Annotated in this window: 18 protein-coding genes and 1 pseudogene; 1 reads left to right on the top strand and 18 read right to left on the bottom strand. The window is 36.0% G+C overall.

The features are described from left to right. Positions 1-14: 14 nt before the first annotated feature. The 8 genes and pseudogenes from V192_RS0116095 to V192_RS0116060 form a co-directional block, all read right to left on the bottom strand. Positions 15-830: a TlyA family RNA methyltransferase gene (locus V192_RS0116095; RefSeq protein WP_025873338.1), complete on the bottom strand. Its 816-nt coding sequence runs from the start codon at positions 828-830 to the stop codon at positions 15-17. Between the two features lie 16 nt (positions 831-846). Beyond that, positions 847-1,733, bottom strand: a pseudogene (locus V192_RS20500) (polyprenyl synthetase family protein). Continuing rightward, positions 1,733-1,972: an exodeoxyribonuclease VII small subunit gene (locus tag V192_RS0116085; protein ID WP_025873337.1), complete on the bottom strand. Its 240-nt coding sequence runs from the start codon at positions 1,970-1,972 to the stop codon at positions 1,733-1,735. Before V192_RS0116085 ends, V192_RS20500 begins: the two are co-directional and overlap by 1 nt. A 4-nt stretch (positions 1,973-1,976) precedes the next feature. Next, positions 1,977-3,320: an exodeoxyribonuclease VII large subunit gene (gene xseA, locus V192_RS0116080; RefSeq protein ID WP_025873336.1), complete on the bottom strand. Its 1,344-nt coding sequence runs from the start codon at positions 3,318-3,320 to the stop codon at positions 1,977-1,979. Between the two features lie 9 nt (positions 3,321-3,329). Beyond that, complete coding sequence (locus V192_RS0116075; RefSeq protein WP_025873335.1) at positions 3,330-4,175, bottom strand: bifunctional methylenetetrahydrofolate dehydrogenase/methenyltetrahydrofolate cyclohydrolase; 846 nt, start codon at positions 4,173-4,175, stop codon at positions 3,330-3,332. A gap of 456 nt (positions 4,176-4,631) precedes the next feature. Further along, on the bottom strand, positions 4,632-5,081 hold the full coding sequence (nusB, locus tag V192_RS0116070; RefSeq protein WP_025873334.1) for a transcription antitermination factor NusB: 450 nt from the start codon (positions 5,079-5,081) through the stop codon (positions 4,632-4,634). Beyond that, complete coding sequence (locus tag V192_RS0116065; protein ID WP_025873333.1) at positions 5,074-5,499, bottom strand: Asp23/Gls24 family envelope stress response protein; 426 nt, start codon at positions 5,497-5,499, stop codon at positions 5,074-5,076. The genes nusB and V192_RS0116065 overlap by 8 nt, the downstream gene beginning before the upstream one ends. Positions 5,500-5,906: 407 nt before the next feature. Beyond that, the gene (locus V192_RS0116060) at positions 5,907-6,971 is read right to left on the bottom strand and encodes a M24 family metallopeptidase (protein WP_025873332.1); all 1,065 of its coding nucleotides are present in this window, start codon (positions 6,969-6,971) and stop codon (positions 5,907-5,909) included. A gap of 174 nt (positions 6,972-7,145) precedes the next feature. On the opposite strand from V192_RS0116060, the gene V192_RS0116055 reads away from it, so the two are divergent. Beyond that, positions 7,146-7,955, top strand: coding sequence for a metallophosphoesterase (locus tag V192_RS0116055; protein WP_025873331.1), 810 nt, complete (start codon positions 7,146-7,148; stop codon positions 7,953-7,955). A 122-nt stretch (positions 7,956-8,077) separates the two neighbouring features. Here V192_RS0116055 and V192_RS21670 read toward each other — a convergent pair whose 3' ends face one another. The 10 genes from V192_RS21670 to V192_RS21450 all read right to left on the bottom strand — a co-directional run bounded on the left by V192_RS21670 (position 8,078) and on the right by V192_RS21450 (position 13,772). Next, on the bottom strand, positions 8,078-8,224 hold the full coding sequence (locus tag V192_RS21670) for a hypothetical protein (RefSeq protein WP_086346271.1): 147 nt from the start codon (positions 8,222-8,224) through the stop codon (positions 8,078-8,080). A gap of 134 nt (positions 8,225-8,358) precedes the next feature. Further along, positions 8,359-8,763, bottom strand: coding sequence for a pyridoxamine 5'-phosphate oxidase family protein (locus V192_RS0116045; RefSeq protein WP_025873330.1), 405 nt, complete (start codon positions 8,761-8,763; stop codon positions 8,359-8,361). Between the two features lie 160 nt (positions 8,764-8,923). After that, entirely contained in the window at positions 8,924-9,391 is a 468-nt protein-coding gene (locus tag V192_RS0116040; protein ID WP_025873329.1) for a DUF2798 domain-containing protein, read from the bottom strand. A gap of 353 nt (positions 9,392-9,744) precedes the next feature. Next, positions 9,745-9,969, bottom strand: a complete 225-nt coding sequence (locus V192_RS0116035) for a hypothetical protein (protein ID WP_025873328.1) — start codon at positions 9,967-9,969, stop codon at positions 9,745-9,747. A gap of 339 nt (positions 9,970-10,308) precedes the next feature. After that, on the bottom strand, positions 10,309-11,385 hold the full coding sequence (locus tag V192_RS0116030; RefSeq protein ID WP_239644714.1) for a hypothetical protein: 1,077 nt from the start codon (positions 11,383-11,385) through the stop codon (positions 10,309-10,311). Next, the gene (locus V192_RS0116025) at positions 11,375-11,893 is read right to left on the bottom strand and encodes an RNA polymerase sigma factor (protein WP_025873326.1); all 519 of its coding nucleotides are present in this window, start codon (positions 11,891-11,893) and stop codon (positions 11,375-11,377) included. Before V192_RS0116025 ends, V192_RS0116030 begins: the two co-directional genes overlap by 11 nt. Positions 11,894-12,079: 186 nt before the next feature. Further along, positions 12,080-12,727: a hypothetical protein gene (locus tag V192_RS0116020; RefSeq protein ID WP_025873325.1), complete on the bottom strand. Its 648-nt coding sequence runs from the start codon at positions 12,725-12,727 to the stop codon at positions 12,080-12,082. 279 nt (positions 12,728-13,006) lie between these two features. Continuing rightward, positions 13,007-13,189 (bottom strand): hypothetical protein, encoded by a 183-nt coding sequence (locus V192_RS0116015; protein ID WP_025873324.1) that lies wholly within the window; start codon positions 13,187-13,189, stop codon positions 13,007-13,009. Positions 13,190-13,204: 15 nt separating this feature from the next. Continuing rightward, positions 13,205-13,522 (bottom strand): M23 family metallopeptidase, encoded by a 318-nt coding sequence (locus V192_RS0116010; protein ID WP_082266056.1) that lies wholly within the window; start codon positions 13,520-13,522, stop codon positions 13,205-13,207. Then, a complete protein-coding gene (locus V192_RS21450) occupies positions 13,494-13,772 on the bottom strand; it encodes a lysozyme family protein (protein WP_025873322.1) in 279 nt (92 codons plus the stop codon). The genes V192_RS0116010 and V192_RS21450 overlap by 29 nt, the downstream gene beginning before the upstream one ends. Between the last annotated feature and the right edge of the window lie 126 nt (positions 13,773-13,898).

Raw genomic sequence — 13,898 nt, 5'->3', positions numbered from 1 at the left:
GCGTTTTTCATTATTTATTTTTTTAATTGCTGATGTGCTGTCGCTACAGTCTCATCTATATTTACTGTGTCTTCAATGGTCCCTTCACCTTCTGTGGAGGTTAAGTAAGCTAGAAATTCAATATTTCCTTCTCCACCAGTAATCGGTGAATAATCCAACCCACTGACAGAATATCCGTGCTCTTGCGCAAATGAAAGAATCTCATTTAGTACAAACACATGAGTTTCCGGTTCACGAACGATTCCCTTTTTACCAACCAGTTCTTTGCCTGCTTCAAATTGTGGTTTAATCAACGCAACCACTTTTCCACCAGGTTTTAAAATTTTGTGCAGTGGTGGCAAGATCAATTTAAGCGAAATAAAGGATACATCGATCGTTGCGATGTCTGGTACCCCTTCCTGGAAATCTTCCGGTGTACTGTAACGAAAATTGGTCCGTTCCATCACAACAACTCGTTCATCTTGGCGGATTTTCCATGCCAACTGATTATAGCCAACATCCAGCGCATAACTTAATCGCGCACCATTTTGTAAAGCCACATCTGTAAAGCCGCCAGTTGAAGAACCAATATCCAACATCGTTTTCCCTGTCACGTCTAGTTTAAATACAGCTAGTGCTTTTTCCAGCTTCAGTCCACCACGCGAAACATACTGCAAGGTTTGACCTTTCACTTGAAGGGGTGTCTCAATCAAAATTTTCTCCCCAGGCTTATCTAACCGTTCATTCTTATCATTATAAACCAGACCAGCCATCACTGCGCGTTTGGCTTTTTCTCTTGTTTCAAATAATCCTTGAGTAAACGCTAAAATATCTACGCGCTCTTTTTTCATAAGTGCCTTCTTTCTATCATAACTGCAATTGTTTTAAAAAATCTTGTAGCAGTTCTACATGGAATTCACTGCTTGTTTGTCTCAAAGTCTCTAATGTCTGAAGCCCTAAAGACAACTGCTCATTCAGTGCGTCTTTCGCTCCTTTTAAACCAAGTAAACCTGGATAGGTACTTTTATTCAACGCTTCGTCTCGGCCAACTTTTTTTCCCAGTTCTGCTTCTGAACTAGTGGCATCCAGTAAATCATCCTTAATTTGAAAAGCCAAACCCAAATGTTGGGCAAACGTCCCTAACAAGTCTACGATTTCTGCCGGCTGTTCCGCTAAAATACCGCCAGCCAAAAGAGCAAATTCGATCAAAGCACCTGTTTTCTTTTCATGAACATCTGCTAGTTCAGTCAATGATAACTCGCGTGCTTCTCCTTGTAGATCTCCCGCTTGTCCAGCAACCATTCCTTGTATGCCAGAGGCTTTACTCAATAGTTGGATCAGCAAGACTTTTTGATGCACCTCGGTTTGACTGATCGCTATTAATTGAAAAGCGGCAGTCAATAGCCCATCTCCAGCCAATATCGCCTGTGCTTCCCCAAATACTTTGTGTTGGTCGGTTTACCACGGCGCAAATCATCATCATCCATCGCTGGTAGATCATCGTGAATCAATGAATAGGTATGAATCATTTCTAACGCTGCCGCAACTTGATGATCCCACGTCTGGGGTTCTTTATTAAATGAACGAATAGTCGCCAAAACTAACAACGGCCGAAATCTTTTACCACCAGCATGAATCGAATATAGCATTGCCTCTTTTAGTTGGTCATTTGCCGTGTGATCGTTGATGAAAGTTTCCATTTCTTTTTCAATGAGCGGTAAACTTTGCTCACGAAAATCAGCGAAATTTCCCATCAATTTTCCTCACTTTCTTCAAACAAAACTTCTTCATTGTTTTCGGTCATTACTTTTGTTAATGTTTTTTCAGCTTTTTCTAATGTATCTTGACACTGTTTACTCAAAACCATCCCTTCTTGAAAAGCGGCTAACGCTTCTTCTAAAGGCACATCCCCACGCTCTAAGCGTTGAACGATTGCTTCTAATTCAGTTAATGATTCTTCGAATGTTTTTTCGACTGCTTTTTCTTTGGCCATCTTATTACTCCTCTTCAGCAGGTGATACTTTTTCGATCACCGTATCTACCACACCATCTACATAATGGATTTGAATTTTTTCTTTTACTTGCAGTTCATTGACTGACTTGATTACTTGTTGTTCTTTGGTCGTGTAGCTATATCCTCGACCCATGATTTTTAACGGGCTTAACAAATCTAGTTGTTGGACAGCAGAAGTAAATTGTTTTTCTTTATCTTTCATATATCGTTCCATCCGATCATGAAGCGATTGGTCCAAAAATTTTAGTTGCTGTTGCCCTTCTCTGATTTGTCCAAGCGGCGTTTGCTGCCTAAATTTGGCGATAATTTCTTGGGCTGTTCGTTGTTTTTGATGATAGACCGTTTCCATTGATTGAATCAAGCGTTGGTTGATTCGATCTAATTTGATCGTTTGTCCTTCATATAAACGATCTGGTTGTTTGAATACATAAGAATTTTTTAAACGCTGATAGCGATCATTCTTCTGTTGTAATTGATAAAGAAAGCTTTGTTCTAAACGAGTTTGCCGTTCTTTGATTTTTAATAGCTCTTCATTCAGTACAGGAACTGCTAATTCAGCAGCTGCAGTTGGTGTGGCTGCTCTGACATCAGCTACCATATCGGCAATCGTCACATCTGTTTCATGCCCCACTGAAGAAATCACTGGTGTTTGTGCCTGATAAATGGCTCGAGCCACTTTTTCTTCATTAAAAGGCCATAAATCCTCTATCGAACCTCCGCCACGACCAATGATCATCGTATCAAAAGAACCTAATGCTTCGATGTGCTGAATGTTACGAACAATATCATCCGCTGCCTGATCTCCTTGGACTAATGTAGGAAACAACACAAGCTGAGCAATTGGATATCTTCGTTTTACTGTCGTAATAATATCTCGGATAACAGCTCCACTTGGACTTGTAACTACAGCGATTCGTTTGGGGTATCTTGGTAGTATTTTTTTAGGTCCTTCAAATAATCCTTCTTTGCCTAATTTTTCACGTAATTCAGCTAATGCTTGATATAACGCACCCACACCGTCCGGCTCCATATGCTCCACATAAATTTGATATGAGCCTCCGCTTTCATATAATGAAATACGACCGACAAGAAGGACCTTCATCCCTTCTTTCGGTTGAAATTTCAACTTTTGGAAAGCTGATTTAAACATGATTGCTGAAATCTTCGCCCCGTCATCTTTTAAACTAAAATACTGATGGGCGTTTGGACGCAGACGAAAGTTAGAAATTTCTCCTGTCAAATAAACCCGCTCCAAGTATGGATCAGCATCAAATTTACGTTTTAAATATTTGGTTAAGGCAGTAACTGTTAAATATTGCTGCTCCATCTTCTCACCTTACTTTTGTTTTTTAGCGGCCTCAACTGTTTGGTACATCAACATCGTGATTGTCATCGGGCCAACACCTTTTGGTACTGGCGTGATGAAGCTCGCAATAGGTGACACTTCATCAAATTTTACATCACCGATCAACTTGCCATTTTCATCGCGATTCATTCCGACATCGATCACAACAGCACCTGGTTTGACAAAGTCTTTTGTCACAAAATGACCTCGACCGATCGCAACCACTAAAATATCTGCTTCTCTAGCAACCGCTGGTAAATCGACTGTTCTTGAATGCGCAATCGTAACCGTCGCATTTTTCATCATCATCAGTTGAGCCATTGGTTTACCAACAATGTTACTTCGTCCGATCACAACTGCCCGTTTACCTTCCAAATCGATATCATAAGCTTCAAACATTTTCATAATACCATAAGGAGTACAAGGGATCATCGTCGACTCACCAATAAATAATTGCCCCATATTCATCGGATGAAAACCATCGACATCTTTTTTAGGATCGACAGCTAATAATACCTTTTCTTCATCAATGTGTTTTGGCAATGGTAATTGAACTAAAATTCCATGATAATCCGGATCTTGATTGTATTGTTCAATCACGGCTAAAAGATCTGCTTCTGAAATCGTTTCAGGCAGGCGCTCGATTTTCGAGCGAATACCGATTTTAGCTGCAGCTAAATCTTTGTTCTTTACATAGGTTTGACTTGCTTGATTTTCACCAACTAATAAAACAACTAATCCTGGACGAATGCCTTTTTTTTCAAGTTGTTGCACTTCTTCTTTGATTTGCGCCTGCATTTTATCTGCTAGTTCGCGGCCGTTGATTAACTCTCCCATTAAGATCACTCCTTATTTTTGTTTGTATTCTTTTATTTTAGCATAATTTAGCTGGTCTTAACACTCTATAATCCCTATCTCCTTGAATTGTATATCGATGAAACTTCTCTCCGTTTGAACACATCATCTACTCTGGCTGAGCCTATCCCAGTTCTTCAATTCTTAGTGCTTTAGCTCTTAGAAATTGACGAGATCGAAGTGCAGCGTAATGATTCACTAGTAAGGTTACTTCTCTCCCTTCGCTCGCCAAGTATTGTTCATCATCTACTCTGGCTGAGCCAGTCGTAGTCCTTCAATTCTTAGTGCTTTAGCTCTTAGAAATTGATGTGATCGAAGCGCAGCGTAGTGATTCACTAGTAAGGTTACTTCTCTCCCTTCGCTCGCCAAGTATTGTTCATCATCTACTCTGGCTGAGCCAGTCGTAGTGATTCACAACAAAAAAGATTCAAAGTATTTCTACTTTGAATCAATATCTTTCATTACATTGGCTAACACACCATTAACAAATTTTCTTGAACGGTCATCACTGTATTTTTTAGCTAATTCGATTGCTTCATCTAATGCAACTGTATTAGGCACATCGCCAACATAAAGCATTTCAAAAATAGCCATTCGCAAAATGATCAAATCCATCTTAGCGATACGCGTAATCGACCAGTTATTTCCTAAATGTTTTTTGATAATCTCGTCTAGCTCTACTTTTCGATCACAAACGCCGCCTACCAATAAATCCAAATAAGTTGGGACAAATTCTTCCCCATCTTCACTGATGATTTCTTGATTATCTAACTCCAATGCATAGGAAATTGCATCTTGTTTTGTTAAGTCAACATTAAAATCTAAAGGAAATAACGCTTGAAGCGCCTTTTCACGAATCTCATGACGAGTGAAACTTGGCTTACTCATTTTCTCCCTCATCTTCCGGGAATAATTCATCGAAATCTGGTTCAGGTAGTTTTTCAGGAACTACTGCTACTACGTGAATATTGACTTCCACTAAATCAATGTCTGTCATGAACAAGACTTGCTGTTTCACACGATCTTGCATTTCTAATGCTACTTTAGGTACTGAAATACCATAATTTAAGTAGCAATAGATATCGACCTTCAAACCTTCTTCTTCGGCTCTTAAATAAACCCCTTTACCGTGAGCAGCACGGCCAAGAAATTCTGTTACATTATTAGCAAATGTTCCACGCATACCATATACGCCATCTACTTTAGATGCTGCAATACCGATAATGACTTCAATTACTTCTGGTGCGATAACGATCTCACCTAAAGAATCTTTTGTATTGATCACTAGATTTTTTTCGTCAGTCATTTTAATCCTCCTTATAATAAAAGCGTAGCGAACTCGTTTAGCTCTGACAGGAAAATAGGAGTGAAGTGTTTTTTACCTCATTCATATTTTATCTTTGAGCTAGTCCGCGAAGCTAGATAACACACGGTAACAACGTTCTGCTTCGCTCTGTTTGAAACCTAGGCAACTATGATCGAGATACTTTTTCCCTCTTACTATAGTTTATCTTTTTTTCCGAAGAACCAGCTCACGAAGCTAGTTAACACAAACGAGTGTTCATCAAAACTTCTGTTCATTTACCTATATGTTTACATTCACACTTAGTTTATCATTAATCAGCGTGTTTCGCTACCAAAAAAACTATGAGAAATTAAGTCGAAAACAATTTATATATAAATAATTGTCTGCTCTAACCGAACCACTATTTTTTATAAGATGATCAATTCTTTAGGCGAATGGGTCAACACTCGATTGCCATCCTCAGTAATTAATAAATCATCCTCGATTCTGACACCACCCAAACCAGGTAGGTAAATTCCAGGTTCATCCGTAATCACATTCCCAGGGACAAATTGTTGGTCCGCTCTAAAGGAAACATTCGGTCCTTCATGGATTTCCAACCCGATTCCGTGACCCGTACTATGACCAAATGCCTCACCATATCCATAAGAAGCAATATGATCACGAGCAATCGCATCCAACTGAATACCTGTTAATCCCGGTTTTGCTTCATCCAACACTTTTAATTGCGCCTCTAAAACGATTTGGTAGATGTCTTTCAATTTACTATTTGGTTCGCCAATTGAGAACGTTCTGGTCATATCTGAAACATAGCCTTCGTAATAGCAACCAAAATCTAGTGTAATCAAATCCCCTTTTTCAATAACCTTTTGACTCGCAACCCCATGAGGCATCGCTGAACGAACACCACTTGCAACGATCGTTTCAAAAGAAACCCCTGAAGCTCCTAAAGAGCGCATATAAAAGTCTAATTGATTGGCGATTTCAATTTCTGTCATACCTGGTTTAATCACAGTTAAAATATGCTTAAACCCTAGATCAGCAATGCTACAAGCTTTTTCAATGATCGCAATTTCTTCTTCATCTTTAACTTCACGCAACTCTTCAATTAGACCTGCTACTGGAATAAGATCACATGGCGTGATTTCTTCTAGTAAACTATATTCCGCAAAGCTGACAAATGTCTCTTCAAATGCTAAATTAGCTAATTGTTCCTTTTCGGCAATTGAGACAACCTCATCATAAATTGGTCCAGCATTTTGAATGATCTCAAAACCTTGTGCTTGAGCCGCTGCTTGCTCTGTATAACGAAAATCAGTTACAAAAAAAGCTTTATCTAATGTGATCACGGCTAACCCAGTTGTTCCGGTAAAATTTGTTAAGTAGCGTAAATTGTACGGACTTGTAATTAGAAAGCCTGAAAGATCATTTTTTTTCATTAACTCTCTTAATTTATTTACTCTTACCATCATTTTTTTCATCCTTCTTTCCAAAATAAGTTCCTCTCTATTATAGCAAATAATGATTTTGAAAAACACCGAAGACACACAACCTCTAAATTATTCTAAAGTTTCGACATAATAATCATCGTTTTATCTTTTTTTAACTTCTTTTCGTTATAATACATGGTGAAAGTGAGGTTCAAAATGAAAAAAAGATACTTCTTTTATTTATTGTTACTAGCCATTATCGGCATGGTTGTTTATGCCTTTTTTATAGAACCAAAAAGAATTGTTACGCATCACTACACAGTTGGAAGCAATGAAGGGCAAAAAACAATCAAAGTCGTTCACCTTTCAGACATTCATATCCAAGAGAAGTATCCAGCTTCACAGTTAGAAAAAATTGTGACCAAAGTCAATAATGAAAAACCAGATATTATTTTGTTTACTGGTGATTTATTTGATAACTATGCTAAATACGGACCAACGGAAGAAGTCATAGCCGCCTTAGGTCGACTAACGGCGTCTTTAGGAAAATACGCTGTTTGGGGCAACCATGATTATGGTGGCGGAGCTGCTCGTGTTTATCCAGAAATTTTGGCAGCAGCAGACTTTCAATTACTAGAAAATTCTGGTGTCAATCTTCCAATTTCTAATGAAAAATCAATCTATATCAGCGGTTTAGATGATTCTATGCTTGGAAATCCATCTATTGATGATGCATTGGCAAATCGTCAAAGCGACTATACTATTTTAATGAGTCACGAACCGGATAAAGCCGATGAAGTACTTGATCACAATATTCAACTGATTTTGTCTGGTCACAGCCATGGTGGCCAGGTCCGTCTCCCTTTTACTGTGATTAAAAATGTCATGGCCGAAAAATATTTTGACGGATTTTACGATTTAGCAAACGATACAACTTTATATGTCAATACAGGTTTAGGTACCACAAAAATCCCAGTACGTTTTATGGTTCCTCCAGAAATCGCTGTTTTTGATCTTTACATTTAACTTGTACTACAAACAAGTAGAGCCCTGGACAAAACTAAAAAATCAGTTTTGTTTCGGGCTCTGAATCTGAATAAACGGTGGTAGCAGAAGCAACCTCTACTCGTTTCCTGTCAGTTATCTATTTATCCAATTACTTTAACTCGACCGCCGATTTTATCAGCGAATTTTTCTGCATAATTTTTATTTGGAAAGAGCCGAACACGATTTTTATCTCTTGTACGTTGTCCGTCTTTACCAATATACCCATGTAATACTTTTACAGCGTACATCATCATTCCCCCTTTCTTCATTATATTCTAGTTATTCATTTTAGCTCTACCATTTGCCCATAACTAACTATACCTATCAGAACTTAATTCAAACATAAAAATATTCGAATAATTGATAGAGCCTTTCTTTTCCCCTACACGATAATATCTTTGGTTTTTTTGTCCATATGTATCCTAGCGGTCCACGTTTCAAAATTAACTAAAACGGGCTCCGGGTGATTTAACTCTTTTTGATAAGAGGATAACTTTGGTTTGAGTGCTTCGCGCGACTCAATTTGTTCAATTGTAAATTTTCCTTTTAAAAGTAGACTTTCATGTTCAATTTCCTCATAGCAACAAACAGATCCATTCGGGTTACATTGAATATTTTTAACAGTTTCACCATTGCCATCTAGATAAAACTGTAACTTCAATAACCCCTCTCTCCATAGCGGTTCAGAAACAGTAATAACCGTTGGGAAATCACGTTTATCAATTGTTGAAATCAAAAATACTGTACTAGAATTTAATAACCTGACAATTCGCTCATGTATTTCCATCTTTGAAGGCCTCCTGTTAATCAAAATTCTACTAATTATAACAATTTTATACTGCATTTGAAAAGCTAGATCCTTTTTTGATTCGATTTTCTTTTAAAGAATAAATCAAAACGAGTACAGAATCCCCAGTTCATTGGTTCCTGCACTCGTTTTGATTTAGTTAATTGTTTGTTTCTTTTAACCAACTAGTTTGTCGGCTCATCCTTAAAATCATTCGACAGACTGGACCTACAATCAATAATTGCAATGGCAATGCCATAATTAGGTTTTTCGTAAATGCCCCGAGGTAGTAGCTCAAAAAATTTTCTGTGAACCCAAATTGCATAATAACCCCATACATCGACATAAAGAAGACCATTCCTAAAACCATACAGCTAGAAACCGCAATGATCATCTGAATTTTTTTCTCTTTATTTACAGGTAAAGCAAAAGCAATTTTCTTGGCTGGTGATGAAACTACTATGACATCAAATAAAAATGCCACGATAAATCCTGGTATTAAGCCTCCAAATAAATTACCTAATGAAAATTGTCCGTGTAATAAAAGGTTATAGGCACTCATTGAAATCACCATGGAAAAACAGACGATTGTTGTGAAAAATATTCCTTCTTTTTTGTTTTGCGGCATAAAATACTCTCCTTTAATTTTTGTAGCAGAGTTTATGCTACCATAAAAAAAATTTCGTGTAAGTTTTTTTTGTGTTTAATTGAAAATTTGTTTCATTTGATATAAATGAAGAAAGTGGCATCCTTCATTATGAGTCACTCCCTAAAGGTTACAAAAAAAGCCCGATCCCTCATTAAACGAAGGATGGAGCCATTCATTGAGCTGCTAAGTATAGAGTGTCACAATAACATGAATAGCGTGATTATATTGATAATGAATCAAATATCCACTTAATTCTATCACTGAATACCATTCACTATTTTGCTAATGGCATTCGCTTAAATTCCTATTAACGTGGCGTGCTATACATAAAATTACTCAATAATTCGTTTAACTTTAAACTCTCTTGAAAATTCTGATTGCGTTTCTTGATCGGATAAATCAAATAAAATATGCTCCCCATCTACATCCTCCACAATAATTAGCTTACCAGGTAACTTACGATTGTCTTGCAAAATCTGTGCTTCTTTGATTAATTCTTTAGGATCACGTTTTGATGATAAAGCATTGCCTAGATTAAAGAATACTGTTTCTTCCATTTTTATCAACTTCCCTTCATCATAATATAAATTTCCTTGTTTGAAAAATCCCACTACGTTTTTTATTTAATTATACCAATATAAATACAAAAACAGCAATAAATGACCTGTAATGATCTAAAATTTTCTTATAAAGAATAGCCATCTCAAACGAGACAGCTTCTTAATAACAGTATAGTCAGGTACTAGCTACTTTTTCTAACATTTCCACATTCGAACGCTCCTACTGTGAACCACTACGAAACATATTTCCGTATTCAAAAACGGATTCACTAAAAATCTCAATTACCACGGGCAAGTCAATTTTTTCGTTATCTATCTCCTAATACACCTACATATTTATTTATTTTGAACCTCAAAAAAGCCGACTTCTTTGACAATCGTGCCATATATATCTGACTCTTCAATTTTAACTTTATAAGTTGATATTTTATCTAAAGCACTTAAATCCAGTTCGATTTCTAACTCTTCCTGATCTAATTGCTTAAAATTAATATTTGAATTAGAAATCTCTATATCATTCTTATATACTGTAATCTCGGGAGAATTCGGATACTCTATTGGAGCATTAAATGTTATTGTTGTCTGTAGTGCATCGCTTTTAGATACAATATTTGTAACATTATTTGAATCAAGAACCTTTGTAACAGCTGTTTGATTGAGTGGTCGATAAGCAATATCAAAGCTCCAATCTCCCGTATATTCTAAAGATGTAGGAACACTAAATGGTTGAGGATTATCGGGATCAGCAAATGCCTTAGATTCTGCTACTTCATACTCGTCACGATCCATCCAAGCTAATCTATAAATATGAAGATTCAGTTCTGCATTTTCAGGAATACTTTCTGTATCGAAAGTCGATATCACTGATCCATAAAAAACATCTCCATCTAATCTAAATGTTGAATAGGAATGTACACCTTGAAATAAATCTTTAGTATCTCCTTTGACAAAGAGACCCATTTGAATATCTTGATGATCTGATTTAGCTACCATATCCTTTCCTAGTAATGTTTTCAATTTTTCATCGTCTACCTTAAACTGATAGTCAAAAGCAAATTTTTTCCTTGTGGAAACAAATTTAGTCAACTTTATTTCTCGATTATTTTGAATACTTGTTAAATTGAGTTCAGTAGGTATAGCATTTTTCTCTACTGTCTCCACTCCAGAATCTCTCCCAATCCCCAACACATTCTCTATTGCTACCCCTACTGGTGTTTTGGTTACTATTAGTAAAAGTGCTATAGCAGCAACTAACACTGCAATGATATTATTTCTAGAAAAAACTCCAAAATTTTTCTCTTGTTTGATTTTTTTATTTAGGATGTTTTCTCTGTTAGATTCTAGTTTAGTTAATACTTCATCTGGGATTTTTCTTTCATTCTTAATTTTATCGATTATTTTTTTATCCATCATTTGATTCCTCCAATAAAATTTTCAATTTCATTTTTCCTCTGGCTAATCTTGTCTTTACAGTATTTACAGATATTTTCAATTGTTCAGATATTTCTTTGATACTAAATCCTGCATAATAATATAGTATAAGCGGGATTCTGTAGATTTCTTCCAATCCATTCAATTCTTGCTCTACATCAAAGGTGTTGTGCCTCTCTACTTTATCAGACATATACCTTTCTTCAGATTCTGCATTTGCTGTTTTTCTCTTCAAGATATCTTTTGCAATATTAGTCATTATTTTAAAAATCCAAGAATTAAACGCTTCTTCACTTTTTAATTTAGTTATTTTCGTCCATGCACGTATCTCTGTTTCTTGCATACAATCAGCTACATCTTCATCATTCAAAAGCATCTTATAAGCTGAATTATATAAAATGTCCTGATAAGCTGTACATAGCTCAATAAAAGCTTGAGCATTCCCTTTTTTAGCTTTTCTAACTAAGTATATATCTACATTTTTTTGCACTTTTAATCCTCCCTTCATAATATAAGACTGTAAATCTTCCCTAAAAGTTTCATTGGAAATAGGAAATATTTTTCTTCTATATGTACTTTGATTATCAGAAAAAAGACCAGAATATACAGTATGAAATATTCTGGTCCTCTATATTAATAATTTAGATTACTTCTCATGTAATAGAAATGAACATGATTAGTATATATAGTATCGGCTTCCTTTGACAGGATTGTATGTCGCAAAATATCCTTGTAATTTTGCTGATCCACTTTTTGAAGGAAAATATACCCAGTCCATATTTGCGTTAACCGTATGCCGACGTAAGAAACTATTATTTCCTGGAATCACAGTATAAAAATAGAAAGAATCTTTTGTAGCTCTTACACCAAATTTAGGGTTTGCATTGTAGTCCTTAAATTTAAATTGATATCCGCTGTATCTCCAACCCGATCCAGAAAATTCTTGTGAATTATATGGAATCCACGCAGTTTGATTATCCCTAGGTGCCCCAGCAGCAAATGTCATGAATGGAGGTAAGCTTTTTTCAGCAGTCTCTATTACTTCTACATTTTTTATTGAGCTAAAGACTTCATCATAAATCTCCTGCGTAGGTTCTTCAATATTTAAATCTCGTATTTCCTCTTCAATAGCCTCAATTACTTCAAGGGAACCTTCTTGAGTCATTATTCCATCTATCTCTGGATTATAAATTAAACCAGTTCCCTCTTCAACATTCTTTTTCATACTTTCATATGAAGCCGCTTCAGATGTTTGTACGCTCAAAACTAATCCCATACACCCAGCAGCACCAAATAAAAGTGCTTTTTCTAACATTTTTTTCATTATATAATCTCCTTTATTATTTTTTCACAAACATTTGATAATTATTTTTATCTTAATGCCTGCAATAAACATTATATAACATTATATTTAGAACACAAAGACACGTTTTATCGATCTATATGTTCGATAGTTCAGACACCATTATGAACCGTTACGCCTTGTATAGCCATTTACACAACCAAAATCACTAATAACATGTTACTAAACACCACTATAAACAATTTTTTCTTAGTCAAAATCTTAGTCAACAAAAACCTTAATTACCACGGGCAAGTTTTTTTAGTTAGTACCTTTCAAAACTAATGTATCACCATTTATACTCATACCCTCTAAACTTTGAAAATATCCATCTTCATATCCGAAATCTTTCATTGCATCTTCTTTGTATTCCTGAAACGATACACGAACCTCAATATCATCATCTAACGATGATAACAAATTTCTTAATTGTTCTAGTTTCATTACATTCTCCTTATTTCAAACATTTATTACGTCTCTAGGATTGATACGACTATTTGCACTTGATCCACCTTGCCTTACTTCAAAATGTAAATGGATACCAGTTGCAAGTCCCGTCTGTCCCGTAATTCCTAATACTGTTTCATTAGTCACTTGTTGCCCATATGTAACATTGACAGAATCAAAATGCCCATAGTAGGTTACAAATCCCCCCACATATTCTACAATGACATAATTTCCCTCATAACCAAGATTTGAGCCAACAACTAATACTTTGCCAGCCTTAACACAATACATAGACGGTTTACTACCCGCAGACGTAATCAGTACCGCCATGAATCACATCCGTTTGATCCCCAATAACATCCCATTCTTGCGATACTTGATAAGGTGTTCTTACTGGATTTTTCCAAGTTCCATCACCTTTGCCATCACCATTTGAACCCGCATTAACATAACTCTCCGCAATATTTAAAACTTTATCTACATACCAATCGGCATGATTATAGGCAAATACAGCTTTTCTTATATCTGTTTCGACACCGGTAGACTTTAAATAATTTTCAAACGCAAATACTGATTTCAACCAAAGTAAAAAAAATAATATAATATTTTGTAACTCTAACGGTCAATACATGAACCGTCAAGACGTATATCAACGAGCTACAAGGTTTTCTAAGGCGTGCAACACAACATAGGTTCTCTTGGTTAT

This window comes from Enterococcus crotali (genome assembly GCF_000633635.1).
Taxonomy (GTDB): Bacteria; Bacillota; Bacilli; order Lactobacillales; family Enterococcaceae; genus Enterococcus_L; species Enterococcus_L crotali.
Note: the sequence above shows the minus strand (reverse complement) of the source record. Positions and strands in the feature narration are given on the sequence as shown.